The 23314-nt window shown below is 61.6% G+C and carries 24 protein-coding genes; 8 read left to right on the forward strand and 16 right to left on the reverse strand.

Annotated elements, in window-relative coordinates:
- The 3 genes from GKC30_RS04690 to GKC30_RS04700 all read right to left on the reverse strand — a co-directional run bounded on the left by GKC30_RS04690 (nucleotide 1) and on the right by GKC30_RS04700 (nucleotide 3670).
- Nucleotides 1-918, reverse strand: coding sequence for an ABC transporter permease (locus GKC30_RS04690; protein WP_155932580.1), 918 nt, complete (start codon nucleotides 916-918; stop codon nucleotides 1-3).
- Entirely contained in the window at nucleotides 918-1895 is a 978-nt protein-coding gene (locus tag GKC30_RS04695) for an ABC transporter permease (RefSeq protein WP_155932582.1), read from the reverse strand. The genes GKC30_RS04690 and GKC30_RS04695 overlap by 1 nt, the downstream gene beginning before the upstream one ends.
- A 140-nt stretch (nucleotides 1896-2035) precedes the next feature.
- Nucleotides 2036-3670, reverse strand: a complete 1635-nt coding sequence (locus tag GKC30_RS04700) for an ABC transporter substrate-binding protein (protein WP_155932584.1) — start codon at nucleotides 3668-3670, stop codon at nucleotides 2036-2038.
- Between the two features lie 375 nt (nucleotides 3671-4045).
- Between GKC30_RS04700 and GKC30_RS04705 the strand changes: the two genes are divergently transcribed.
- Nucleotides 4046-4294, forward strand: a complete 249-nt coding sequence (locus GKC30_RS04705) for a hypothetical protein (RefSeq protein ID WP_155932586.1) — start codon at nucleotides 4046-4048, stop codon at nucleotides 4292-4294.
- Nucleotides 4295-4300: 6 nt separating this feature from the next.
- On the opposite strand, the gene GKC30_RS04710 is transcribed toward GKC30_RS04705, so the two are convergent.
- The 4 genes from GKC30_RS04710 to GKC30_RS04725 form a co-directional block, all read right to left on the reverse strand.
- Nucleotides 4301-6820 carry a TIGR03960 family B12-binding radical SAM protein gene (locus tag GKC30_RS04710; RefSeq protein ID WP_155932588.1) on the reverse strand — a complete coding sequence of 840 codons (2520 nt, stop codon included), beginning with the start codon at nucleotides 6818-6820 and terminating at the stop codon, nucleotides 4301-4303.
- 98 nt (nucleotides 6821-6918) lie between these two features.
- Nucleotides 6919-7242, reverse strand: a complete 324-nt coding sequence (locus GKC30_RS04715; protein ID WP_155932590.1) for a hypothetical protein — start codon at nucleotides 7240-7242, stop codon at nucleotides 6919-6921.
- A 196-nt stretch (nucleotides 7243-7438) separates the two neighbouring features.
- Entirely contained in the window at nucleotides 7439-9013 is a 1575-nt protein-coding gene (locus GKC30_RS04720; protein ID WP_155932592.1) for a sodium/solute symporter, read from the reverse strand.
- A 2-nt stretch (nucleotides 9014-9015) separates the two neighbouring features.
- Nucleotides 9016-9282, reverse strand: a complete 267-nt coding sequence (locus GKC30_RS04725) for a sodium/substrate symporter small subunit (RefSeq protein ID WP_155932593.1) — start codon at nucleotides 9280-9282, stop codon at nucleotides 9016-9018.
- Between the two features lie 186 nt (nucleotides 9283-9468).
- Here GKC30_RS04725 and GKC30_RS04730 point away from each other — a divergent pair, with 186 nt between their 5' ends.
- From GKC30_RS04730 to GKC30_RS04745, 4 genes are all read left to right on the forward strand, one after another.
- A complete protein-coding gene (locus GKC30_RS04730) occupies nucleotides 9469-10545 on the forward strand; it encodes a DUF294 nucleotidyltransferase-like domain-containing protein (RefSeq protein WP_367613975.1) in 1077 nt (358 codons plus the stop codon).
- Between the two features lie 78 nt (nucleotides 10546-10623).
- On the forward strand, nucleotides 10624-12180 hold the full coding sequence (locus GKC30_RS04735; protein ID WP_367613976.1) for a glycosyltransferase family 9 protein: 1557 nt from the start codon (nucleotides 10624-10626) through the stop codon (nucleotides 12178-12180).
- Between the two features lie 79 nt (nucleotides 12181-12259).
- Nucleotides 12260-12862 carry a DUF8043 domain-containing protein gene (locus GKC30_RS04740; protein ID WP_155932599.1) on the forward strand — a complete coding sequence of 201 codons (603 nt, stop codon included), beginning with the start codon at nucleotides 12260-12262 and terminating at the stop codon, nucleotides 12860-12862.
- A 2-nt stretch (nucleotides 12863-12864) separates the two neighbouring features.
- Complete coding sequence (locus tag GKC30_RS04745; protein ID WP_155932601.1) at nucleotides 12865-13221, forward strand: hypothetical protein; 357 nt, start codon at nucleotides 12865-12867, stop codon at nucleotides 13219-13221.
- 63 nt (nucleotides 13222-13284) lie between these two features.
- Here the strand turns inward: GKC30_RS04745 and GKC30_RS04750 are convergent, their stop codons facing one another.
- Both GKC30_RS04750 and mltC read right to left on the reverse strand, forming a co-directional pair.
- A complete protein-coding gene (locus tag GKC30_RS04750; RefSeq protein WP_155932603.1) occupies nucleotides 13285-14199 on the reverse strand; it encodes a hypothetical protein in 915 nt (304 codons plus the stop codon).
- Nucleotides 14200-14212: 13 nt separating this feature from the next.
- On the reverse strand, nucleotides 14213-15382 hold the full coding sequence (mltC, locus tag GKC30_RS04755; RefSeq protein ID WP_155932605.1) for a membrane-bound lytic murein transglycosylase MltC: 1170 nt from the start codon (nucleotides 15380-15382) through the stop codon (nucleotides 14213-14215).
- A gap of 143 nt (nucleotides 15383-15525) precedes the next feature.
- On the opposite strand from mltC, the gene GKC30_RS04760 reads away from it, so the two are divergent.
- Nucleotides 15526-15834 carry an Hpt domain-containing protein gene (locus GKC30_RS04760; RefSeq protein ID WP_155932607.1) on the forward strand — a complete coding sequence of 103 codons (309 nt, stop codon included), beginning with the start codon at nucleotides 15526-15528 and terminating at the stop codon, nucleotides 15832-15834.
- Nucleotides 15835-15841: 7 nt separating this feature from the next.
- Here GKC30_RS04760 and GKC30_RS04765 read toward each other — a convergent pair whose 3' ends face one another.
- From GKC30_RS04765 to GKC30_RS15130, 6 genes are all read right to left on the reverse strand, one after another.
- Entirely contained in the window at nucleotides 15842-16633 is a 792-nt protein-coding gene (locus tag GKC30_RS04765; protein WP_155932609.1) for a 2-amino-3,7-dideoxy-D-threo-hept-6-ulosonate synthase, read from the reverse strand.
- Nucleotides 16634-16869: 236 nt separating this feature from the next.
- Nucleotides 16870-17250: a Rid family detoxifying hydrolase gene (locus tag GKC30_RS04770; protein ID WP_155932611.1), complete on the reverse strand. Its 381-nt coding sequence runs from the start codon at nucleotides 17248-17250 to the stop codon at nucleotides 16870-16872.
- A gap of 26 nt (nucleotides 17251-17276) precedes the next feature.
- The gene (locus GKC30_RS04775) at nucleotides 17277-18245 is read right to left on the reverse strand and encodes a hypothetical protein (RefSeq protein ID WP_196772809.1); all 969 of its coding nucleotides are present in this window, start codon (nucleotides 18243-18245) and stop codon (nucleotides 17277-17279) included.
- 101 nt (nucleotides 18246-18346) lie between these two features.
- Nucleotides 18347-20533, reverse strand: coding sequence for a ferrous iron transport protein B (feoB, locus tag GKC30_RS04780; protein ID WP_155932615.1), 2187 nt, complete (start codon nucleotides 20531-20533; stop codon nucleotides 18347-18349).
- A gap of 4 nt (nucleotides 20534-20537) precedes the next feature.
- Entirely contained in the window at nucleotides 20538-20780 is a 243-nt protein-coding gene (locus GKC30_RS04785; RefSeq protein ID WP_155932617.1) for a FeoA family protein, read from the reverse strand.
- Nucleotides 20781-20833: 53 nt separating this feature from the next.
- The gene (locus tag GKC30_RS15130) at nucleotides 20834-21013 is read right to left on the reverse strand and encodes a FeoB-associated Cys-rich membrane protein (protein ID WP_155932619.1); all 180 of its coding nucleotides are present in this window, start codon (nucleotides 21011-21013) and stop codon (nucleotides 20834-20836) included.
- A gap of 249 nt (nucleotides 21014-21262) precedes the next feature.
- Here GKC30_RS15130 and GKC30_RS04795 point away from each other — a divergent pair, with 249 nt between their 5' ends.
- Both GKC30_RS04795 and GKC30_RS04800 read left to right on the forward strand, forming a co-directional pair.
- Nucleotides 21263-21934 (forward strand): PilZ domain-containing protein, encoded by a 672-nt coding sequence (locus tag GKC30_RS04795; RefSeq protein ID WP_155932621.1) that lies wholly within the window; start codon nucleotides 21263-21265, stop codon nucleotides 21932-21934.
- A gap of 26 nt (nucleotides 21935-21960) precedes the next feature.
- On the forward strand, nucleotides 21961-22251 hold the full coding sequence (locus GKC30_RS04800; RefSeq protein ID WP_231117039.1) for a hypothetical protein: 291 nt from the start codon (nucleotides 21961-21963) through the stop codon (nucleotides 22249-22251).
- Here the strand turns inward: GKC30_RS04800 and GKC30_RS04805 are convergent.
- Nucleotides 22248-23300, reverse strand: coding sequence for a glycosyltransferase family 9 protein (locus tag GKC30_RS04805; protein WP_155932623.1), 1053 nt, complete (start codon nucleotides 23298-23300; stop codon nucleotides 22248-22250). The genes GKC30_RS04800 and GKC30_RS04805 overlap by 4 nt on opposite strands.
- Nucleotides 23301-23314: the final 14 nt, after the last annotated feature.

Below are 23314 nucleotides of genomic sequence, written 5' to 3' on the forward strand. Positions count from 1 at the left end.
CTACCCCTTGTACAGTTTGGGGTTGAGGAAGTCCCGGAGCCAGTCGCCAAGGAGGTTGATGACCAGGATCAGGGTGACGAGCAGGATGCCGGGGAAAGTGGTGATCCACCATGAACCCGAGAAGATGTATTGGAATCCCGCTGTGATCAGGGAGCCGAGTGAGGGCTGCGTCACCGGCATGCCAAGACCGAGAAAGGAGAGGGCCGCCTCGCTCATGATGGCGTTGGCCACCTGCACGGTGGAGATGACCAGTACCGGCGAAAGGGTGTTGGGCAGGATGTGGCGCCACATGATGCGTGTTTTTGGCAGACCGATGACCCGCGCTGCCTCAACGTATTCCTTCCGCCGCTCGGCCAGCACCGAGGCGCGTACAGTGCGGGCATACTGAGGCCACTCGGCAAGGCCGATGATGACGATGAGCAACGGCACGGCGACCTTGTTATACCCGGCCACGCCGAAAACGGTCTGGACGATGGCTCCGATGAAGATGGCGACCATGTAGGTGGAGAACGAGAGCTGCACGTCGGCTATGCGCATCAGGATGGTGTCGAGGCGCCGGATATAGCCGGAAAGCAGCCCTACCACAATGCCGATGGCCGCCTGCAGACAGACCGCACCGACGCCGATGATCAACGAGACGCGCATACCGTAGAGCATGGTGGAGAGAATGTCGCGGCCCTGGGAGTCTGTGCCGAGGAGGAACTTGGCATCGCCCTTGTCGGACCACGAGGGTGGGGTCCGGGCGTCCATGACGTTGATGGTGCGGGTGTCGTAGGGATTGTGGGGGGCGATGACGGGCGCGGCAAAGGCGGAAAACACCAGCGTGGTCAGGATGATGAAGCTGCACAGCGCCACAGGGTCGCGCAGGAAGCTGTGGAGCATGTAGGATTCCTTGAAGCGGGTCCAACTGGTCTGCATTACTTCCTCCCCGCCACGCGCACCGTGGGATTGACAAGACCGTAGATGATGTCCACCGCCGTGTTGACCAGCACGAAGACGAAGCCGACAAAGACGAGGTAGGCGACCATCAGCGAGGTGTCGGAGCGCTCCACCGACTCGATGAACATGGAGCCCATGCCCTGCCACTGAAAGACCGTCTCGGTCAAAATGGTGAAGGCGACCATGATGCCAAGCTGCACACCGCCCACGGTGATGACCGGCAACAGCGTGTTCTTGAAGGCGTGGACCCACCAGACGCGGCGGGGTTTAAGGCCTTTTGCCCAAGCGTATTTGACATATTCGCTCTCAAGAACCTCCATCATCTCCGAGCGGATGAGGCGGATGAAAAGCGGTAGCATGATGGACGAGAGGGCGATGGAAGGCATGATCAGGTGCAGCAGGCCGTCCACGGTGAGCAGGCCGGTGTCCCACCAGCCGAAGAGGAGCACGGTTTCGCCCCGGCCGAACGAGGGCAGCCATTTCAATTCCACCGAGAAAATGTAGATGAGCAGAATGGCCGTGAGAAAGACCGGCATGGATACGCCGACAATGGACCCGCTCATGATGAACCGGCTGAAGAGGGTCTTTGGCCTGATGGCTGCGTAGATGCCAAGGGGCACGGAGAGCAGCACGATGATCAGGGAGGCGCAGAAAACAAGTTCCAGCGTGGCCGGGGCCTTTTTGATGATCACTTCCGAGGCGGGGCGCTTGAAGAAATAGCTCTGCCCCAGGTCGCCCTGGACCGCTGCGCCCAGAAAACGGACATACTGGATCATGAAGGGATCGTTGAGGCCCAGCTTCTGACGGATTTCCGCCCGTTCGGCCGGTGTGACCCGCTGGCCCACGAGGTCGCGGACCGGGTCGCCGAAATTGTGCTTGATGGCGAATCCGATGAAGCTGATGATCAGCATGACGATCACCGCCTGAAGGATTCGTTTTATGGCGAATGCGAACATGGTTTCTCGTTTGATGGTGGCGTTTTCTGGTCCGGGGGATGCCGTTTTGGCCGCGTCCGGGCGTCGTCAAAGGGGAACCCCGGTCAGGCCAGGGTTCCCCTTATGTGTCTTTTGCGTCGTTGGCAAGTGCGGCCCGAAGGCTACTCGACGATCAGGTCTCCGAAGTACGGGAAGTCCATGACATTCACGATCTCTTCGGTATTCATGTTGCTCTTGGAGGCCCAGGAGAGGTTCTGCCAGTGCAGGGGAATGTACCCGGCCTCGTCGTACTGGATCTTTTCCACTTCCTGGAGCATGGCGGCGCGCTTGTCCAGATCGGTCTCGGTCTGTGCGGCCAGGGTCAGCTCGTCCACACGTGGGTTGCAGTAGTTGCCGGAGTTGTACTGGCCGTAGCCGGTCTCAGCGTTGCGGCACATGGACAGGAACTCGTAGAAGTTGCCGGAGTCCTCGGTATCTGCATGCCAGCCGATCATCTGGATGTCGGCCACCTGGGCGTCGAACTCGTCCCAGTACTGGGCCTTGGGCATGGTCTTCAGGCTGATCTTGATGTTAAGCCGGGACATCATGGAAACGAAGGCCTCGGCGATCTTGGCATCGTTGACGTAGCGGTTGTTGGGGGCGATCATGGTCGCTTCAAAGCCGTTCGGGAAGCTTGACTCGGCCATCAGGGCCTGGGCCTTTTCCATGTCGAAACGGGGGGTCAGCTCGGGATTGTGGCCCATGTATCCGTCAGGGCTCATCTGGCCTGCGGCGGTGGCGAAGTTGTTCATGATCTTTTCGACCACGCCGTGGTTGTCATAGGCGTAGTCCATTGCCAGACGGACTTTGGGGTCCTTCAGGGCCGGGTTGCGTTCGCCGTTGAGCTGCATGGTGATGATGCGGGTGCCGGACATGGTGATCAGCTTGAGGCCCTGGGTATTGCCGATGCGGTCCAGATCCTGGGGCGGCACGGGCAAGATGAAGTCCACATCGCCGGAGAGCAGGGCGGCCACGCGGGTGGCATCGTTCTTGATCGGGGTGAGGATGATCTCGTCCACATTGCCGCTCTTGTCCCAGTAGTCGGCAAAGCGGGTGAACACGGTTCGCACGCCCTGTTCTCGGGAGGTGACGGCAAACGGGCCGGTGCCGGACTCGTTCTCGTTGGCAAACGAGTAATCGGTCTTGACGATGCGGTCCTTTTCCAGCCCCTTGTCGTCGGTGCCGGTGTAGAACTGTTTGTCCATGGGGAAGATGTAGGTGGCCATGTTCAGGACCAGGCCGTAGGGCTTGGCCGTGATCAGATCAATGGTGTATGGGTCCACGATGTTGGCGCTCACGAAGGGCTCGAAGAGACCCTTGTAGTCCTCGCTTTTCTTGAGGCGCTCCAGGGTGAAGGCCACGTCCTCGGCCGTGAATTCATTGCCGGAGTGGAATTTGACCCCCTTGCGCAGGAAAAAGCGCATGGTCAGGTCGTCGATACGCTCCCAGCGTTCAGCCAGCCGGGGAACGAAGTGCATGTCCTTGCTGTCGTAGCGGACCAGCGGATCGAAGACCATGTGCGAGAGTTGGAGCATGCCGCCTGAGAGCTGGACATGCGGGTCAAGGGACACCGGATCGGCGTCAATGGCCAGTTTCAGCGTCACTTTTTGCGGGGCGGCGGGTGCCTCGGGAGCGGCCTGCTGGGCCTGTTCCTTGGGTTGGTCGTTTCCGCATCCGGCCAGCAGCATGGCGCACAGGGCGGTGGCGACAATGAACAGAGAGAAGGTGCTGGCGGATTTCTTCGGCAGCAGTTTCATGGGGATTCCTCCATTGTGATATGATACGCCTCGGCAGTGGGCGTACACCTGATCATTCCATGCCCTTGCCGTGAGTCGGCCCTGCTCCCGGGAGGCGGGTTGGCCTGGACCGGACAACGCGGTATAAGGGCGGACGAAAACGGGACAGTAATACACGCTTCACGGAATTTTAACAATAGCGGGCGCAATGTTTGCGCAAGGGGTGTTTTGCGAATAATGTTCAGTAAAGTTGTGTTAAACACCTGTTTTACGATTTTTCTTCTTCTCGCCGCAGCGTGTGGCGCATCTTATGATGCTGCAACCGGGCTTTCGCCGGCAAAAAGTCTTGATCTGTACGGCGGGTTCGACTTTGTCGCGACCATCGAAAAGGGTGAGGTGCTGGCCCTGGACCTGCCAAAGCCCCTGAGGAGCGGCCACACGCTGGTGGGAGCGTCCTTTGACCCGACCGTGCTTCGGCTGGAGCGCTACCTGGAGCGAGACGGCGGGAGCGCCAGGTATCTCTTTACGGGTATGGAGAACGGCATGACCGACGTATTGATCAAGATGCAGCCCCGGGAGGGCGGGGATGTCGTGGTTTATAAACGCGTCAGCATCACCGTGGGCGGACGTTCCGGTCTGTTCTGAGGTGGCTCAGGCGAATCGCTGGGCTGTTTTGGTCAGGTTGAAGTCCAGGAGCGTGGCGCCATTGAGCACGGTCTGGATCAGAGCCAGCGGGCTGATGTAGCCCTCGCGCCAGTCGCAGGTCAGGGTTACGGTGTCGTCGGATGTGACGGCGCTTGCGACCATGGCCCGGATGTCAACGTCCTTGGTCCCTCGCTTTGTTTTCCTGGTGATCAAAAACTTGTCGGATTCCATGAATGCGGCCCATTGGGCCAGATGTTGCGGCGCATCGCGCAGCAGAAGCAGCTCAAAGTCCTCTATCACAGGTTGGGGCTGACGTTTGCCCATGTCCAGCCGCTCGGTGCGCAGGGGTGACAGCCCTTCGGGCATGACCCGGTCAAGCCGGGCGGTGACTTCGTCGGGATCAAAGTCTTCGCGCAAGAAGATATTGATCCACTCCAGGCGGCTGGCCACGCCCACCGGCAGGGCCATGCCGAACGAGAGCCTGGGCATGGGATGAAATCCGGCCGAAAAGCTGAGCGGTAGTCCGGCCCGGCGCAGGGCGCGTTCAAATACGGCTTGAAGCTCAAGCTGGCTCAAAAAGGCGGCCGGGCCGGTCTTTTGGTACCAGATGCGGAAGTGGGCGGCGCGGATGGTCAGGTCCGGCTTGTCCAGCGAATAGGCTGGCTGCTCACCCTCCTGGTCTCGTTCGGTAAAGACCAGTCGGGGCCGGATGTTCTTGTGGGCCTGGGCGGTCAGGGTCGAGATGTGGTCGTCGTGTCCGCACACCCCGCAGTTGCGGCAGGCAGCGTAGCGACAGTCCTCGGTCACGCGTTCGGCCAGGGCGCGTTGGCGCTCGGTCAGCAGAAAGCGTCGGGTCAGCCCGCAGGAGAGATGGTCCCAGGGCAGGGGGGACTCGGGGTCGCGTGGGCCAGTGAATTCATCCCAACTCAGGCCAAGCTCCTCGACAGCCTTGCGGTAAGGCCCAAGGGAGAGGTGGTCCTTCCAGCTTGAGAAGAGTGCTCCGTCGCGGTAGGCCTGTTCCACCACCTCGGCCAGCCGTCTGTCGCCTCGGGAGAAAAGCCCTTCAAGGGTGGTCATTTCCGGTTCATGGAATTTCAGGTTGATCCGCTTGTGGACGCGGAATCCGTCGCGCAGACGGCCGATGCGGCGGCATATTTCATCGTAGGAAAGCTGGGGCTCCCACTGGAACGGGGTCTGGGGCTTGGGCACGAAAGGCGATACGGCCGCCGTGACCTGGAGTCGCTTGACGTGCCGACCGGCCGCATCGCGCACCTTGAGACAGAGGTCGACGATGGCGTCAAGGTCGGCATCGGTTTCTGTGGGCAAGCCGATCATGAAGTAGAGTTTGACGCCTTGCCAGCCGTTGTCGAACAGCAGGCGGACGTGGTCGATGAGTTCCTCCTCGGTCACGCCCTTGTTGATGACATCGCGCAGGCGCTGGCTGCCCGCCTCGGGTGCCAGGGTCGCGCCAGTGCGACGGATGGACGAGATGCGCTCCATGATGGGGGCCGAAAGGGAGCCCACACGCAGGGAGGGCAGCGAGATGGAGACCTGCTCGGCCGCGCATTTGTCGAAGCTGCGGGTGAAGAAAGTGTCCAGCGCCGAGAAATCGCCCGTGGACAGGGAGAGGATCGAGGTTTCCTCGTAGCCGGTTTCGGCCAGGCCTCGGGTGAGGATGTCGTCCAGGGTCTCCAGAGAGCGCTCTCGCACCGGGCGGTAGATCATGCCAGCCTGGCAGAAGCGGCAGCCCCGTGTGCAGCCGCGGGCGATCTCCATGGTCAGCCGGTCGTGGACCGCTCCGTAAGGCACGGCCGTACCGCGCGGGAACGGGGCCGCGTTCAGGTCTGCCACCACGGCCTTTTCCACCTTCTCGTATCCCTCCACCAGCGGCTTGAGGGGCATCCCCGGTCCCTGGTCTGCGAAAAAGGAGGGCACATAGATGCCGGGAATGTCGATGAGTCCGCGCAGCAGTTGCTCCCGGGATTCGCCGACATGCCGACTTTTCTCGATGCAGGCCAGGATGGCGGGCAGGGTTTCCTCGCCGTCTCCGAGGACCATGGCGTCGAAAAAAGGGGCCATGGGTTCCGCGTTGAAGGTGGAGCCTCCGCCCGCAATGACCAGCGGGTGGGTTTCGTCGCGTTGGGCCGACCGGAGCGGGATGCCGCCAAGGTCGAGCATGTAAAGGACGTTGGTATAGCAGAGCTCGTGGGTCAGGCTGAAGGCGACGGCGTCCAGTTCGCCCAGAGGCGTGTCGGACTCCAGGGTGGCCAGAAAGACGCCGCGATCACGCAGGATGGCCGCAGTCTCGACGCACGGGGCGTAGACGCGCTCGGCCCAGAATCGGGGATGGGCGTTGACCGCTTCGGAAAGAATGCGTTGTCCGAGATAGGACATGCCCACTTCGTACATGTCGGGAAAGGCCAGGGCACAGCGCACCGTCACCCGGGCCGGGTCCTTGCGGACAACGCCCCATTCGCTTCCGATGTAGCGGGAGGGGCGGGGCAGAATGGGCAGCAGTTCTTTCATATGTATGCGCCGTGTCCTTGGTGCGGGTATGAACAAGAAACGGGGCCTGTCCGTTCAAGAACCGGCCCCGTTCCCCTCAGGTGTCAAAAGGAAGGCGATCAGCCCAGATTGAGCCCGCCGCCCGCACCCGAGAGATCGAGCCCGCCGCTGGACAGGGAGATGTTGGTGGCAGCCTCGATGTATTTGGTCTTCAACTCCTCGGGGCAGTACTTGTACTCGAAGAGGACGTGATCCATGGAAATCTCGCCGTGCATTTCCTGGTCAAAGGGGTAGCCGAAGGGCAGGAGCACCATCTGTGTTCCCTGCTGGGTGGGCATGGCCTGAATGGTCGCGGGCTCTTCAATGGTCTTGGCCTCGGTGTTGAACTTGCCGATGACCATATCGCCGCTGACGAGTTTGACCAGCCTGATGTCGTAGCTCATGGATGCGTCTCCTTGGTGTTGTGGGTGGCCTTTTAAGTATGTACGGCGCGGCGCGGTGTCAAGGAGCCAATTCCTCGGGCCGGTCTGGTCCCCCATGATCGGGCGGGGGCTCGCCGCTGTCGCGACGGCCCCCGCCCCGGCCGCGTCCGTGTCCATCCCGGCATGGACGCGGCCGTTGGTATGGAGTTGAGGAGAGCTACGCCTGTTCCGGGCCATGGAGGATGGCCATGACCTCCTTGGTGTCGTGGGGCAGGGCAGCCTCGCCCTTGGCGGCGATTTCCATCTTGGAGGCCGCGTAGATGGCGAGGAAGCTGATGATCATGACGAATCCGCCCGGGTTGTTGAATTGGAGGAAGGTCGGGAGCATGCCCTTGCCAAGGATCATGGCGAACGATCCGATGATGCCGACCACAAGCCCGGCACATGCGCCGTTTTTGGTCATCCTCGGCCACCATACGCCCATGACCAGTACCGGGAAGAAGGTGGAAGCCGCGATGGCGAATGCCAGGCCCACGAGGATGGCGATCTGCATGTTTTCGGCCCACAGGCCCAGCGGGATACCCAGAAAACCGACGAAGACCGAGGCCACGCGGGCCACCTTGACGCGGGTGACTTCGGGCATGTTGGGGTTGAAGACGTTGACCACCAGGTCGTGGCCAATGGCTCCGGCACAGGCGATGATCAGCCCGGCCACGGTGGAGAGGATGGCCGCGAAGGCCCCGGCCACCACGATGCCGAGCAGGATCTGGCCGCCGAAGTACGATCCGGCCACGGGCACGGCCAGGTTCTGGCCGTTTTCGGCCAGCCACGCCATCTGGTGCTGGGTGACGCCCAGGGCGTCGCCCTGGAGGTAGATGTAGCGGACCACATGGCCCACATACGGGCTCAGGATGTAGAACATGCCGATGAGAAAGAGCACATAGATGACCGTGCGACGGGCGGCCTTGCCATCGGGAGCGGTGTAAAAGCGCACCAGGATGTGCGGCAGCCCGGCCGTACCGAACATCAGCGCCAGGAGCAGGGAGAGAGTGTCCTTGAGGCTGGTCAGCCAGAAGGCCGGGGCAGTGTACGCCTCTCCGTCGAACATCTTGCCCGTCTCGGGCTCCGGCCCTTTGAAGGAAGCGAGGAACTGCACCACGTCGGTGTAGGTATAGCCCTTGAGCACAAAGGGGATGAAGGCGAGCAGGAACATGGCGCCAAAGAGAATCCAGAACTGGACCAGTTGGTTGACCGTGGTCCCCTTCATCCCGCCCACGGTGACGTAGACAGTGATAATCAGGGTGATGAGGATGATGGCCATGTCATACTCCATGCCCAGGAGCAATCCCATGACCTTGCCCGCGCCGAGCATCTGCGGGGCCATATAGAAGAGGGAGACGAAGAGCACGCCGATGACGCCGAGGACACGGGCCGTCTTGGAGTGGAACCGTTCGGAAACGAAGTCGGGTACGGTGTAGCGGCCGAACTTGCGCAGCGGGCTGGCCAGGAACAGGAGCAGCGCGATGTAGCCCACGAAGAACCCGAGGGCGTAGATGATGCCGTCAAAGCCGTAGAGGAAGGCCACGCCTGCCACACCCAGGAAGGAGGCGGCGGAGAGGTAGTCCGAGGAGATGGCCGAGGCGTTGATGAACGAGTTGACCTTGCGTCCGGCCAGGTAATAGTCGGCCGAAGTTTTCTGTTTACGGAACATCACGGAGGTTATCACCGTGAAGGCCAGCATCAGCCCGATGAGCACCAGGGCGGTGACAGGTATCTGGTATCCGGTTTCCATGATTATTCCCCCTGGGCGATGGTTTCTATCTCGTCCTCAATGGCGTTGGCCTTGCCCACGTACCAGATGAACAGCGCCCAGGTGACGGGATAGACGGCCACCGCGACCAGCCAATAGTGCAGGGGGAAATTGAGGATGTTCACACTGGTGACGGTTTCCTTTGCCAGATAGACCAGCAGGAAGATTCCTATGACAAAGGCGAAGTACGGAATGCCGATGCCAAGTGCGAAGTTGAGTTGTCGTTTTCTGATTCTTTCGATTCGGTCCATGGTGTGCCCCCTTTTGGTTAGCAGGTTTGCCGTTGGGGTCTTTTTAAAGTAGTAATATAGTCCGGGGCATGGCATTTCAGGTAAACGGTCAAACTCGTCCGGTCGCGGGTCCTGAGCTGGTCATCCCTGCGGTTAACGGGTCCATTTTGCCGGTAAACGGTCGCCTGGGCGGCCATGGAGCGCGATGTGAGCGACGAATCCGGGCATTCCCGCTTCCCTGGTCCTAAATTCGAGGCTGTTTTTGGCGCACCCGCCGGGCTAGACCGCGAACTGCTCAGGATGGCTCGCGACGGTAAGCTCGCCGGGCTGCGTAGCACCCGGCGCGACCTTGTGCAGGACTGGCTCGACACCGGGCTCTCCGCCGAACAGACCTGCAAGCGGCTCTCGGCCTACAACCGTTCGGTGATTCAGGCGGTCTTGGAGGCCCACGCCCAGGACGCCCCTTGGCTGCGCCGATGCACTTTTCTCGAATTCGGCTCGGGCGGTCGCGACGAGCAGGTCATCGGTTCGGATCAGGACAATGGGATGATCGTGGCCGAGGGGGTCGATCCTGACGATCTTGAGGACGTGGCCCAGTCCATAGTGGTGGCTTTGGACGGCGCGGGCATTCCCCTGTGCGATGGTGGGGTCATGGTCTCCAACGGGCAGTGGCGAGGTTCCTATGACGATTGGTTGTTGCGGCTCACGGGCTGGCTTTCCAATCCGGCTGAAAAGGGGGCGTGGCAGTCGGGATTGATCCTCGACTTTCGCGGCCTCTTCGGCTCTCCCGAAGAGGCGGATAAGCTGCGTGAGCGGCTGTGGGAATACGTCCGCACCAAGCCCATCGTCCTGTCCCTGCTCATCGGCGAGTTGACGGATTACCGGCTGCCACTGACCATTTTCGGCGCCTTCATCACCGAGCGATCCGGGCCGTGGCAGGGGCATCTCAATATAAAAAACAGTGTGCTGGCCCACCTGACCAACAGTGCCCGCATCCTGACCCTCAAATACAACCTCGGTCCCAGCAACACCTGTGATCGCGTCCGGGCCATGGCCGAGGCCGGGCACGTCTCGGCGGACCATGGCCAACGGCTGTTGGCGGCCTGGGAGTATCTCCAGCGCAAGCGGCTCGAGATCGGCCTGGCGTGCGAGGCCGAGGGCGTGAGGCCGCACAGCCTCGTCAACCCCGCCGCTCTGGATGCCGGAGAACGCGCCCGGCTCAAGGCGGCCATCCAGTCCACCGAGAAGCTGGTGCGTCTGGTTCAGGCCGGGGCCGGACTCTGAGACGGGACGGCGTCAAATTTGCATTCGTCTTGATAAAGTGATGATTCCCTGACGCCCGATCCATCCGAGGACCCTTTTGTGAATGTGCTGATAATCAATCTGACCCGGTTCGGCGATCTTATTCAGACCCAGCCCGTCATTTCGGGGCATGTGGCCCTGGGGCATCGCGTCGGGCTGGTGTGCCTGGAGAATTTTGCCTCGGCTGCCCGTCTGCTCCACGGCGTGGACCGGGTCTTTCCACTGCCGGGCGCCGGCCTGCTGGCCCGGATTGATCAGGATTGGCGGCTGGCCGTCCGCGACATGGCCGCCTTTGCCGCGGATATCCCGGCCTTGTTTCCGGCAGATGTGGTCATCAACCTGACGCCGTCAGTGTCCTCGCGGCTGCTCACCCGCGCCCTGACCCCGGCGGACGCCCGAGTGGCCGGGTTTGGTGTTGACCAGTTCGGATTCAACGCCGACACGTCGTCCTGGGCCGCTTTCCTGCAGATGGCCGGAGCCAATCGCGGAGCCAGCCCATTTAATATTTGCGATATATTCCGGCGCGTGGCCGGGCTGCGCGATGAGGGCAACAGCCTGGTTCTGGCGCGGCCCGATCCGGCGGAGCTGGAACGGGCCGACGACCTGTTGGCCGGGGATCATGGTGCCTGGCAGGGTGGGGGATTCCTGGCCCTGCAGCCGGGTGCCAGCGAGGAGTGCCGCCGTTGGCCTGTGGCTTATTTCGTGGCCCTGGCCCGGCTGGCCAGGGAGCGGCTCGGGCTGGTTCCCGTGCTGCTTGGCAGTTCGGACGAGATCCCTCTTGGCGAGCGGTTTCGAACCGCCTACGAGTCCCCTTGCATTGACCTCATGGGCCGTACATCGCTGACCGGGCTGGCCAGCGTGCTGTCGCGTTGCCGTGCCCTGGTCACCAACGACACCGGCACCATGCACCTGGCCGCCGGTCTGGGCGTGCCGCTGGTGGCTGTGTTCCTGGCCACGGCCCAGCCCTGGGATACTGGCCCCTACCGGCAGGGAAACATTTGCCTTGAGCCTGACTTGCCGTGTCATCCCTGCGGATTCGGCACCGTTTGCCCCCACGACAACGCCTGCCGCAGGACGGTGACGCCCGAGGCCGTGTTCTCGGCTCTGGACCGTCTTATGACCGGACGGGAGAGCGATTCTTGTCCAGGTGCCAGGGTCTGGCTCACCCGCACCGGAAACGCCGGGTTCCTTGATCTTCTTTCCCTTTCTGGCCACGACCAGACGGATCGTAGTCTGTGGATCGCCTTGCAACGGGCCTGCTATCTTCCCTTTCTTGATGGCGATCCGCTTGAGGGAGCCACCGGCCTGGGGAAGTTGCTCGGCTCTGCAATGAGGGCTGACATGTCCAATATTTTGACAAGCGGGGCGGATCTGCTTTTTCTGCTGTCGAGGCAGGCCATGGTCCTGGCTGCCAATCCCAGACCACAGGCCAAGGCAAAATTTCTCGCCTCCTGGCAGCGGCTGCAGAATGTGCTGTCTGCTGATTCTCGTCTTAATATACTGGGATTGCTTTGGATGTTTGAGTCGCAACAGTGTGGGGACGATCTTGGTTCCCTTATGGCGCTCATTGAGCGCTACCGCGCCCTGTTCATTTCGCTGGCCACGGAACTCGCGTAGTCGGCATGGTTATTGAATAGATCGTTCGGAACCGACTTTTTCGGAAAAAAGTATCATCCCACTCAAGGAGGAGACAAGCATGATAGTCATTGACGGCAAGCCCTACGACATCGGCATCGGACATTTCCAGAATCTGGAGCAGGTTTTCAACAAGGTGGTTGAGGATGGCCGCCTTGAGGACCGCGTTGTCACCGACGTGATGATCAACAATGAACCCTTTACGGAAATCTATCCCCACCAGTCCGAGGACATCGACATGTCCGATGTCCAGTCTGTCGAGATCGTGACCATGTCTACCGGCGAGATGGCCGTGGAAGTCACCCTTGAGCTCTACAAGGTGGTCAACCTCATGTCCGAGGGGGGCAAGCGGGTGGCCCAGCTCTTCCGTCAGGCCGACGACGCCGAGGCCCTGGACACCTACCAGGACCTCCTTGAAGTGATCAGGAACTTTCTGCGTACCATTGGCGTCCTGCGCGACGAATACTCCCTCAAGGACAATGTTGAGTACACCAAGGCGGCCGAGGAGCTCAACGAGCTGTTCACCGAGATGAGCTCTGTGCTCGAAAACGAGGACTGGATTCTCCTGGCCGATTTGCTCGACTATGAGTTTCTGCCTGCGGTGGAGAAATGGAAAAAGGTCATCAAGCTTATTCGCGACGACATCAGGGCTGCCCGGAGGTAGATATGACCGCCAGACATCGGATGATCGACGAGGCGCTTTCCATCGGCCGCCGCGAGCTGGGTTTTCTTGTGGCGGGCGACGTGTTCGAGGCGGAGAAGCTCTCGCGAGACCGCGAGCGCATTCTCGACCAGGCCATTGAAGACCTCGACCGCAAGCACCTGGAGATCCTCGCCGACAAGCTGGTGGAGATGAAATCGCTCCAGGACGAGATTTCTGGTGAGGCCAGACGGCTGCACTCGTCTCTCAAGCGCGATCTGGCGGATATGAAGCAGCAAAACCGCAGAATCGCGGGGTACAGCTTTGGCGCGGGCAATGTCTCCCGCCTTGCCCGCGACCGTTTTGTCAGCAAGAAGAGCTGATTCCTCCTCACTCGAAGCAAAGAGCCCCGGCCGGATGTGGTCGGGGCTTTTGTTTTGGGGGCATCAGTCGAAGCGGGTCCAGCGGAGTCCCCCGCGGGCCAGGGGGGCGGCCGCGCCATCAAAGGCGATGCCCATGCGGGTGAAGCCGGGGCGGCCCGATTCCATGGTGCGCACCGTGCCGCTGTACCAGTAGGGCTTGAAGGTCTTTTCCCGGAAATTGAACATGAACAGGTTGACGGTCACGGCGGCGCCCACGGCGCAGGTTTCGGGGATGACGTGGTTTTGTACGCTCAACCCCAGGCCGCCGCTTGAGATATTGAGCACGGCGTTGGCCGCCTGCGCGGCCCCTTCGGTCGAAAGAGAGTTGATTCCGATATGGGGCATCGCGTCCTCAAAGGACGTGTCCGAGGCGTAGGGGCTTTCCATCCACAGTTTGACACGGATGAATTGCTGGTCGGCCACGCGCTTGCGCGAGTGTTTGCGACGCACGACCATGGCGTAGCTGCGCGGAGCGGAGAGGACGATGCGGTCGGCTCTGCGTCCCGATCTGTCAGACTCCACGAGGCGGGCAGTGAAAGCGTTGACCCTGCCACTCTCGACCCGGACCGGGGCGAAAACGCAGGTGACATCTTCGCCCTCCGTGGCCTTGATGGTGTCGAAGCGTTCGATGATCTCGCAGGTGAGTTTGCCTGACGCGGCAGCAGTGATGACGAAGCGTACCGCCACGGCGCCGTCGTTTATCAGGTCAATGGACGCGCCTTGATGCTGGAGGGTTCGGGCGATGTTGACACGTTTGGCCTTGCCGCCTCTGTTTCTTGTCAACAGGCGCAGGGCGATCAGCAACAGTGTCAGGGCGGCCAGACCAAGGATTGCGCCCGCGCCCAGGCGGATCATCTCGGGCGTCAGCCCGGACAGCTGCCCGGTCAACAGTTCCGACAGTGACTCTCCAAGGAGGGTGGTGGCGTCGTGGATGTTCATGAGTGTCAGCTTGTTAGAAGTTGACGAAGTGTCGTCTGGCGTCCACGACCTTACCGAGATAGCGTCGGGTTTCGGCGTGGGGCAGGCTAGTGCGCAGGGTGTCGTAAACCGCGCCGGGATGCATGCCGTTGATGCGTCGCGCCGCCTTGGCGCGGTCACTGTGAAACGTCCTGAGCACCCCGCCCGCCCCGCCGTTGTAGCCCGCGATGACGCAGTATTCACGGGACACAGGGTCGGCCACTCCCGAGAGGTAGCGGGTGTCGAGCAGGTGCAGGTAGGCGGTACCGTAAGTGATGTTGGTGGGCGGGTGGAAGAGGTCATCCTGTCCGGGCTGGCCTTCCCGGCCGTTGAGCAGGCGGTAGACATCGCTTCCGGCAGTGGCGGCCACCACCTGCATCAGGCCGATGGCGTTGGCGTGGCTGACGGCAAAGGGGTTGAAGTCCGACTCCACCTTCATGATGGCGTAGATCAGGCTGCGGCTGACGGCAAAGCGGACTGCCGCCGTCTCCACAAGCCCGCGATACTTCCGGGCGCGTACGTCAAGATGGTCGGGAATCATGTGGAAGGTCACGGCCCGTACTGTCTTGCCGTCAATGGTCCGTACGCCCACGCCCGAGGCCATCAGGTGGTCGGCGAACCGTTCGGCCCGCCATGCCCAGCGGATGTCATGTCCTTCGTGGTCCTTGACCTCGCCATAGAGAAAAGGCGTTTCACCGAGTTTGACCGGGCTTGATGAATACAGGTCCACGGTGCGGGGATCGGCCGGGGTGAGCAGGGTGGTGATAATGGCTGTGCGCAGGCTCTCCATGGGATTTTCCTGGTCAAGGGTCTCGACCAGGATGATGCCCTTGTCAAAGTCCACGCTGGCTCGCGAGAGGTAGTTGTGGGTGTACTTGACGTATTCCTTGGGGGTGGGGACTCGGGTGTCCTTTTTGCCCCATACCGACTCCACGGCCTTGAGGAAGCTCTCGATCATCCTGGCCATCTGTTTGAGGTCTGCGGTCAGGGCTGCCGGATTGGCGGCATAGGCCTGCGCTTTGCTTCTGGCCAGGGATTCGGCCGCAGCGGCCGGACTGCCCGTGGCCGCCGCCCGGGCCACCCTGACCGCGTCGTGGCGCGAGCAGGAGCCAAGCAGGGCGGCCATCGTGATCAGGACGACAAGGGCCAGAGCGCGGTCTTTCATGCGGTGGGCCATATCCTCAAGGCTTGACAGGGTTGGTTCCAGAGGTGATTGTCAGGAACAACCTTAGGGGCATTTTCCAACAAGTTCAAGTCGGTGCAACTTTCGCTACACCGGGGTCGCCCCGCGGTATCAGGCAGGAATCCATGACCGAACCGCCCATCATCGAACGCATAGACGCAGATCTTGAGGAACTCATGGAGCGATTCTTCGCCAGTTCCCGGCGCGAAGTGGAGGCCATGCGGGCCGCGCTGGCCGCGCAGGATTTCGTCACCCTGGCCCGTCTGGGCCACACCGCCAAGGGAACGGGCTATGGCTACGGCTTCCGGGGCATGGGCGACATCGGCCTGGCTCTCGAGAGCGCCGCCCTGGCCGACGACCACACCGGGGCCGCCAGCCAGGTCGAGCGTTTGGCGCACTATCTGGCCTCCGTGCGCGTGGAATTCGTGGATTGATTCTTCATCACAGCAGGGTCATGGCCGAATCCACGTCCCAGTCCTCATGAACGACCTTGTGCAGAGCGGCCACGATGCGGGCCGGGTCTTCATTCTGGAAAATGTTGCGGCCCACCGACATGCCGGCGCCGCCCGCACGGATGGAGTCGTGGACCATCTGGACAAGGTCGCGCTGGCTTTCGAGCTTGGGGCCGCCTGCGATGACCACCGGAACGCAGCAGCCGTCGACCACCCGCGAGAAGGAATCGATGTCGCCGGTATAGTTGACCTTGACGATGTCCGCCCCCAGTTCAACGCCCACCCGGGCGCAGTGGGCGACCACCTTCGGGTCATACTCGTCGGTGATCTTGGGGCCGCGAGCGTACATCATGGCCAGCACCGGCATCCCCCATTCATTGGCTTCGGAGCAGAGCCTGCCAAGATCGGCCAGCATCTGAGGCTCGGTCTCGTCGCCCAGGTTGACATGGACCGACACCGCGTCCGCGCCGAGCTTGATGGCGTCGGTGACAGATCCCACGATGGTTTTGGCGTTGGGAAAGGGCGAGAGCGAGGTGGAGGCCGACAGGTGGATGATCAGCCCGATGTCCTTGCCGCCCGCCCTGTGCGAGCAGCGGGGAATGCCTTTGTGCATGAGCATGGCGTTGGCTCCGCCCTCGGCCACCAGGTCGACGGTCTCGCGCAGGTCCACCAGGCCGTAGATGGGGCCGACGGTCACGCCGTGGTCCAGCGGCACCACGATGGTGCGGCCGTTGTTGCGGTTCATGATCCGTTCCATGCGGATGGCCTTTCCAAGGTGCATGACGTTCTCCTTTCTCGGTTTGGGTCGCTGGCGCGGCCTGAAACGAAAGAGGCCGCGGACTCTGCCCGCGGCCTCTTTGTTTGCTGATACTTCTCTTCAGACGTTAGCGCACACCAAGACCGCAGGCGTTCCTGTAAAAAAAGCTAAAGAAAAAGAAACGGGCGGCGGTATTGCGTGTCATGTTTTTTCGCTTATCGGAGTTCTTGCAAAGGTGTCAAGCGGAGTTTCGGGGGCGGCTATCCGGAAACCGCCATGCACTTAAACTCCACCAGCCCGCCAAGGGGCAGCCCGGCCACCTGGATGGCCGCCCTGGCAGGCTTGTGATCGCCGAAATATTCCGCATAGATGGCATTGAGGTCTGCGAAGCGGCCCATGTCCAGGATGAATACGTCCACTGTCAGCACCTTGCTCAGAGACGATCCGCCCGCTTCAAGGATCGCCTTGAGGTTGTCCAGGGCCTGACGGGTCTGGGCCTTGAATCCCTCGGCCAAGCCCTGGCCGGGGACGATGCCGAGTTGGCCGGAGACGAAGAGCATGTCCCCGGAGCGGGTGGCCTGCGAGTAGGGGCCGACGGCGGCGGGCGCCTTGTCTGTGTGGATGATGGAGATTGCTGTCATGGTGTCTCCCGATTGGTTCCGGGTGGTCATTTACCAACCCAGAGGTAGGTGTTTTGAACATGCGGAGGCAGTCGGCGGACGATCTGGACGATGCCCGCCACAGCCACCACAGCGAAGATCAGCCGTCCCCAGAAGATGCCGGAGATGTGGCCGCCGATCAGGGCCAGAAGCAGGGTATCCTCGATCAGCGAATGGCACAAGCCCATAAGTGTCAGGGAGTAGAAGACATCCTCCTTGCCCACGTTGCCCTGGCGGGCCTCATTGATGATCAGGCCGCCGCCGTAGGACAGGCCCATGGTCAGTCCGATGACCGTGATGGCCGATGCCTTGGGGCCGATGCCGATGAGCTTGAGCAGCGGGCGCAGGAGTCTGTTCATCAGCTCCACGATACGCAACGCCGTGAGTAGTCGCATCAGCAACAGGAGCACGAGGATGACCGCGAATATGGAGGCGAGGTTGATGGACTGGTCCACTGCCCAGGAGGCCAGCGTTGGGTCGGCTGTGTCCTGATGATCCATGCGGAAGAGTACTGTGGCCGGTTCCTGCAGGGTGTCCGTGGCGGTGTAGAGGGTGTTGAGCAGCCAGCCCAGGGTGAAGGCCCCCACAAGCCGAACCGCGCACTGGAACAGGAAGCGTGCGCCGGAACGTCGGGCAATGGCGCTCTCCATGGGGAGGGCGTGGGCAACCAGGATGAGTACGGCCAGTACCGTGGCCTGGGCCGTTGTCAGGGGATGGTCCGCGGCCAGCGAGAGGAAAACGATGAGGCCCGCATACGTCGTGTTGACGATGGCCGTGGCCCAGACCAGCCCCATCTCGGCGGGTAGGCCCACCAGTCCCATGAGCGGCTTGAGCGGCCAGGCAAGGTAGGCTATCAGCTCCAGCTCCTGGAGGATCTTGACCACGATGATCACGGGGATCATGACCTTGAACATCTCAAGGCTGGCCAGGGTGGCGTCCTTGAACAGGGATTTCAGGTGGGCGAGGACGGCGGGCATGATTCTCCTTGTGGCTTGCGGGCGCACCATAGAGGATTTGGCGTCAAATGAAAAGGGGAGCCCCGATGGGCTCCCCTTTTTTGCGTGTGTTTCCGGGCTCGTCAGAGCACGAGCCGGGCGATGTTGTATCCGGCCACGGCCATGATGAAGGCCAGTACAGTGGAGCCGACGACGCTGGAGGCGGCCCAGGTCCAGCTCGACTCGCGGGCCATGGCCACCACGGTGACGAAGCAGGGGGCGTAGAGCATGGTGAAGAGGATCAGGGCTACAGCCGAGGCCGGGGTGAACATGGGGTCGTTTACCAGCCTCTGGGCCAGGGACTCGGTTTCCTCGGGGTCCACCTCGCCCAGGGAATAGGCGGTGCCCAGCGTGGAGACGATGACCTCCTTGGCCGCGAATCCGCCGGTAAGGGCTATGTTGGTGCGCCAGTCGAATCCGGCGTAGCGCGAGATCGGTTCCAGGGCGGTGCCGATGCGCCCTGCCACGGTGTGGCGGATTGCTGCCTCGGCTTCGGCGTTGTCTATGTCGGCCAGCTGTTCTTCAAGGGGTGTCAGGATGCTTTCATCCGCGTCCTCTCCCAAGGCTTCGATCAGGGCAACGATGGGGGTGCGCTTGGCCTCAAAGACCTCGGCTTGTTCCTCGGGCATCTGGGGGAAGGTCATCATTGCCCAGATGAGGATGGAGATGCCGAGAATGATGGTGCCCGCCTTCTTGGCGTATTCCCAGGTTCGTTCCCAGGTGTGGATGAGCACGCCGCGCAGGGTGGGCATGCGGTAGGGCGGCAGTTCCATGACAAAGGGCGTTGAGGCGCCTCGGATGATGGTGGAGCGCAGGATGCGGGCGACGATCAGGGCCATGGCCCACGCGCCCAGGGTGATCATGAGCATGACCGTGGCCGCGTTATTCGGGAAGAAGGCGGCGGTGAGCATCAGAAAGACAGGCACCTTGGCCCCGCAGGTCATGTATGGGGCGACGAAGAGGGTGGCCAGTTTCTCCTTGGGGCTTCTGAGGGTGCGGGTGGCCATGACGCCGGGAACGGCGCAGCCCCCGGCAATGCCGCCCGAGACGATGAAGGGCAGCACCGAGGTGCCGTGCAGGCCGAATATCTTGAAGATCCTGTCGAGCATGTAGGCCATGCGGGCGATATAGCCCGAATCCTCAAGGGCCGAGATCATCAGGAACATGAACATGATCAGCGGCACAAAGCCCAGAACGCCGCCCACGCCGTCGATGATGCCTGAGACGAGGAGCGAGCGCAGGTGGCCTTCGGGCATGGCGTCGCTGACCGTGTCTCCGAGCCAGCCGAAGAACGATTCGAGCCAACCCATGGGCACTTCGCCCACCGTGAAGGTGATTTCGTAAATGACATAGACGATGCCGAGCATGATCAGCGGGCCGAGCAGGGTGTGGGTGAGCACCTTGTCCATGGCGTCCGAACGGCTGATGCGGTCTTCGTCGAGAACGGGATAGGTGACGACATCCTTGATCATTCCGGCGATGAAACCGTAGCGATAGTCGGCGATGAGGGCGTCCGGTGCGGCCTTGAGAGTCTTTTCGGTATGAGTCTCCACCGCGTCGGCCATGGCCTCGAGCCTGGCAGAGAGGTCTGGGTTGGCGGTGCGCCCCCTGGTGATGACATCCTCGTCGCGTTCCAGATACTTGATGCCGGTCCAGCGCGGCGGTACCTTGTCCGTAAGAAAGGACTCCGACTCGATGAGGGCTTGCATCTCAGCGAGCACCGGGTCCAGGTCAGGGCCGTAGGAGATGTTCAGCGGCTTCCACTGGCCGTCTTGCTCGCGGGCCAGATCAAGGGAGGTGCGCAGCAGCTCGTCCGCCCCCTTGCCATCCCTGGCCACGGTCTCCACAACCTTGCACCCGCTCAGGGCGGCCAGTTTGGCGCTGTCGATGTGCTTGCCGCTCTGGCGGACTTCGTCCATCATGTTCAGGCCCAGCACCAACGGCACGCCAAGCTCCATGAGCTGAACGGCCAGGTAGAGATTGCGCTCCAGGGCATCGGCGTTGATCACGTCGATGACTACCTGGGGGCGTTCTTCCACAAGAAAGTTCCTGGCGACCAATTCCTCCTGGGTGTAGGCCGTCAGCGAGTAGGTGCCTGGCAGATCCACCAGTTCCACGGTGTCCGAGTCTGTCTTGATGATGCCGATCTTTTTTTCGACCGTGACGCCCGGCCAGTTGGCCACATGCTGTCTTGCGCCTGTCAGGGCGTTGAACATGGTCGTCTTGCCGCAGTTGGGGTTGCCCGCTATGCCGAGGGTGTATTTGGCCATGGCCTTATCCCTCCAGAGCCGAGACGGTGATGTGGTCCGCCTCGCTGTTGCGCAGGGTAAGGGTGAAGTCCTTGAGCCTGAGAGCCACAGGATCCTTGAGGGGAGCCTTGCCGATGACCTTGCACTCGGTGCCGGGAATCAGGCCAAGATCGCGGATGCGTCGGCCGAGTTCCCCGTCTGCCTTGACTGTCACGATCTTCAGCCTCTGGTTGACCTGGGCCTCGCGCAGACAAAAACTGGTGTTCATGATGAGTGTTCCTCTCGAATTAAATTGAAATTCAATTTCAGCAGGCGACAGTGTCACTTCGTGTCGCAGCGCATGCTGTCCTTGTCTTTGCCCGCGCTCGGGCAGGAACCTGCGCCTGAGCATCCAGAGCAGCCGCAGGACGGTGTCTTGGTAAAAAATTGGTTGAAAATCCGGCGTCCGACATAGACAGCGGCCACCAAGACGATGGCGCCTACGACCAAGGTGTCGAGCATTGCTTCCCTCGCTGTGTTCAAACCGATTTGGACCGACAGAGGGAAAATAGTGAAATTGAGAATCGGTGTCAAGAGTTGTCGTGCAGATCGAAGGAAGTGTGCGATCGAAAGCCGCAGTCGCCCTGCGCTGGATGCAAAAGCGCTTTGGGGAGAGGGGTGGCGTTGAGTGCACCTCCCTTGTCAATGTCCCTCAATTGACATATACCCTCATTTCTGTTCCCGGAGGGCAGACCAAGGAGGCCTGCGCGTTTGAAGACCAGACTGTTGTTGATCGCAGAGGCGGGCCCGGCCCGTGCCGCGTACCTTGGCGCCTTGAGTCGTCTTGATGTCGAGGTCGATTGCGTTGCCTCCCCGGACGACATTGGCGGTGCGGTCATCGAAATACCTTATAGCGGGTTGCTTATCGACGTGCCGACCATGATCCGGTGCGAGTGCGCGGACAAGAACCGTGTCAACCGCATTGTGGAGCGCTTTCCCTCGTTACGGTTGATGTTTGATGCCGACTTTGGCGGCATTCGCGGATTGGCCCGGGGCGGAACCATGCGGGACAACCGCGATCTGGCCGAGTTCGTTTTGAGCGAGTGTGTGCCCTTTGCGCCGCGTTCCATCCGGGTAGCCACCCGGCAGGCCCTTATCTTCAATGTGTTGCTGGGTGGTGCTCCCGAGCGCATGGCTGCAGAGGCAGAGCGTACAGTGACCATCAACGTGTCCGAGCATGGTTGCTTCGTCTTCACGGCCGGGCGCTGGGTGATTGATGCGCCGGTCTGGCTCGTTGTCGGCGAGTTTGAGGACAAGACGCCCATCGAACTGCGCGTGCGTTGGCGGCGGAACTGGGGCGAGGTGATGACTCTTCCCGGCATCGGGGCCACCTTTGAATCCATGACCGCGCATCAATATGCGCAACTGCACTCGTATCTCTAGCATGCGAGGGCAAGGAGGATGATCGGATGAGCGACGATTCCAGGGAATTCATGGGGTGGGTCGACGCCCTGGCCAAGGGCATCATCGCCGGATGCGCCCTGGGCTACCTCTTCAGCCTCACGGGGCTCATTCCTGCGGCCAAGGCCGTGGTCCTCGGCGGTCTGGCCGGCTGTCTCGCCTCCATCACCTTCAAGAATACCCGCGATGATATGAGGGCGAGGAAGAAAGCGGAGAACGCCGATAAATCCGTCAATGCCGACACCGGTGTGAAGGGTGCCAAGAAGAACAGAAGGAAAGGCGAGAAGGGAAGAGGCTAGGCGGTCTGCGTCTTTCGTCTTTCGCGCCCGATGGCGATGAGGCGAAGCGCCTCGGCCAACAGGTCTTCGGGCAGGAAGGTTTCGAGGCATTCCCGCGTCTTGCAGGTGTTCTTGTTGCACGGGTAGCAGGGCAGGCGCTTGGTGGCGCTGACGTGCTCGTCCGAAGGGAATCCCCAGCCTGTGCCCGTGGCCCCCTGAATGGTCAGGGAGGGCGTGTCCACCGCCACCGCGAAATGCCTGGGCGCCGAGCAGTTGCCCAGGTGAAGCACTGCCCGCTCCTGCACCGCAGCCATCTCTCGCAACGATAGCATGTTCCCAGTGACCAGCGCCCTGTCCCCGGCCAGCGAGGCCACCTCCTCGGCCAACTCCCGTTCCCCCGGACCATAGAGAATCATGGCCTTGAGGTCAGGCTGGCTCTCCCCGAGCAGGCGGATCAGGCTGGCGAAATGGCGGGCGGGCCAGCGGCGCGTCTCCCGGCGATGGCTAGGATCAACCGTGATGAAAGGGCCGGTCGCCAGATCGTGCTCTCGCAGGAGCGCGTCGGCAAATTGCCTCTCCTGCTCAGTCAGCCATATTTCCGGCCTTTCACCGTTCCATTGTATACCCAGCGGGGCCAGCACGCTGGCCTTGCACTTGGCAGCATAGCCGCACACTACCGGAGCCCAGTGGGTGTAGAGCTTTCTGTTGAACCACCTGGGTGGGAAGGAGAGCCGGACGGGAGCCTTGGAAAAGCGTAATACCCACTTGCAGCGTGGTAGTTGCTGGAAATCGACGATCAAGTCAAAGCCGTGGCGTCCCACCGAGGCGTAGTAGGCCAGCGCCTTGAGCGGGTTGGCCAGCGCCTTGCGGTCTATGGGCCAGATTCTGTGGACCCGGGGATTGTTCACCAGCACGGGGACGCATTTCTTTTCGGTGAGGACATGAATCTCGGCCTCAGGGAAACGCTCCCCGAGCAGTCGGATGGACGGCGTGGCAAGCAGCACGTCGCCAATCTGCCTGAGTTGGCAAACGAGGATGCGTTTCGGATTGATTGTGAATATGTCGGTCATGTGGTGCTTGTATG

This window comes from Pseudodesulfovibrio alkaliphilus (assembly GCF_009729555.1).
Lineage (GTDB): Bacteria > Desulfobacterota > Desulfovibrionia > Desulfovibrionales > Desulfovibrionaceae > Pseudodesulfovibrio > Pseudodesulfovibrio alkaliphilus.

Bases quoted from the DNA above. Each gene is read 5' to 3' on its own strand.
- GKC30_RS04690 (WP_155932580.1), bottom strand. From the start codon at position 918: ATGCAGACCAGTTGGACCCGCTTCAAGGAATCCTACATGCTCCACAGC.
- GKC30_RS04695 (WP_155932582.1), bottom strand. From the start codon at position 1,895: ATGTTCGCATTCGCCATAAAACGAATCCTTCAGGCGGTGATCGTCATG.
- GKC30_RS04700 (WP_155932584.1), bottom strand. From the start codon at position 3,670: ATGAAACTGCTGCCGAAGAAATCCGCCAGCACCTTCTCTCTGTTCATT.
- GKC30_RS04710 (WP_155932588.1), bottom strand. From the start codon at position 6,820: ATGAAAGAACTGCTGCCCATTCTGCCCCGCCCCTCCCGCTACATCGGA.
- GKC30_RS04715 (WP_155932590.1), bottom strand. From the start codon at position 7,242: ATGAGCTACGACATCAGGCTGGTCAAACTCGTCAGCGGCGATATGGTC.
- GKC30_RS04720 (WP_155932592.1), bottom strand. From the start codon at position 9,013: ATGGAAACCGGATACCAGATACCTGTCACCGCCCTGGTGCTCATCGGG.
- GKC30_RS04725 (WP_155932593.1), bottom strand. From the start codon at position 9,282: ATGGACCGAATCGAAAGAATCAGAAAACGACAACTCAACTTCGCACTT.
- GKC30_RS04740 (WP_155932599.1), top strand. From the start codon at position 12,260: ATGATAGTCATTGACGGCAAGCCCTACGACATCGGCATCGGACATTTC.
- GKC30_RS04745 (WP_155932601.1), top strand. From the start codon at position 12,865: ATGACCGCCAGACATCGGATGATCGACGAGGCGCTTTCCATCGGCCGC.
- GKC30_RS04750 (WP_155932603.1), bottom strand. From the start codon at position 14,199: ATGAACATCCACGACGCCACCACCCTCCTTGGAGAGTCACTGTCGGAA.
- mltC (WP_155932605.1), bottom strand. From the start codon at position 15,382: ATGAAAGACCGCGCTCTGGCCCTTGTCGTCCTGATCACGATGGCCGCC.
- GKC30_RS04760 (WP_155932607.1), top strand. From the start codon at position 15,526: ATGACCGAACCGCCCATCATCGAACGCATAGACGCAGATCTTGAGGAA.
- GKC30_RS04765 (WP_155932609.1), bottom strand. From the start codon at position 16,633: ATGCACCTTGGAAAGGCCATCCGCATGGAACGGATCATGAACCGCAAC.
- GKC30_RS04770 (WP_155932611.1), bottom strand. From the start codon at position 17,250: ATGACAGCAATCTCCATCATCCACACAGACAAGGCGCCCGCCGCCGTC.
- GKC30_RS04775 (WP_196772809.1), bottom strand. From the start codon at position 18,245: ATGCCCGCCGTCCTCGCCCACCTGAAATCCCTGTTCAAGGACGCCACC.
- feoB (WP_155932615.1), bottom strand. From the start codon at position 20,533: ATGGCCAAATACACCCTCGGCATAGCGGGCAACCCCAACTGCGGCAAG.
- GKC30_RS04785 (WP_155932617.1), bottom strand. From the start codon at position 20,780: ATGAACACCAGTTTTTGTCTGCGCGAGGCCCAGGTCAACCAGAGGCTG.
- GKC30_RS15130 (WP_155932619.1), bottom strand. From the start codon at position 21,013: ATGCTCGACACCTTGGTCGTAGGCGCCATCGTCTTGGTGGCCGCTGTC.
- GKC30_RS04800 (WP_231117039.1), top strand. From the start codon at position 21,961: ATGAGCGACGATTCCAGGGAATTCATGGGGTGGGTCGACGCCCTGGCC.
- GKC30_RS04805 (WP_155932623.1), bottom strand. From the start codon at position 23,300: ATGACCGACATATTCACAATCAATCCGAAACGCATCCTCGTTTGCCAA.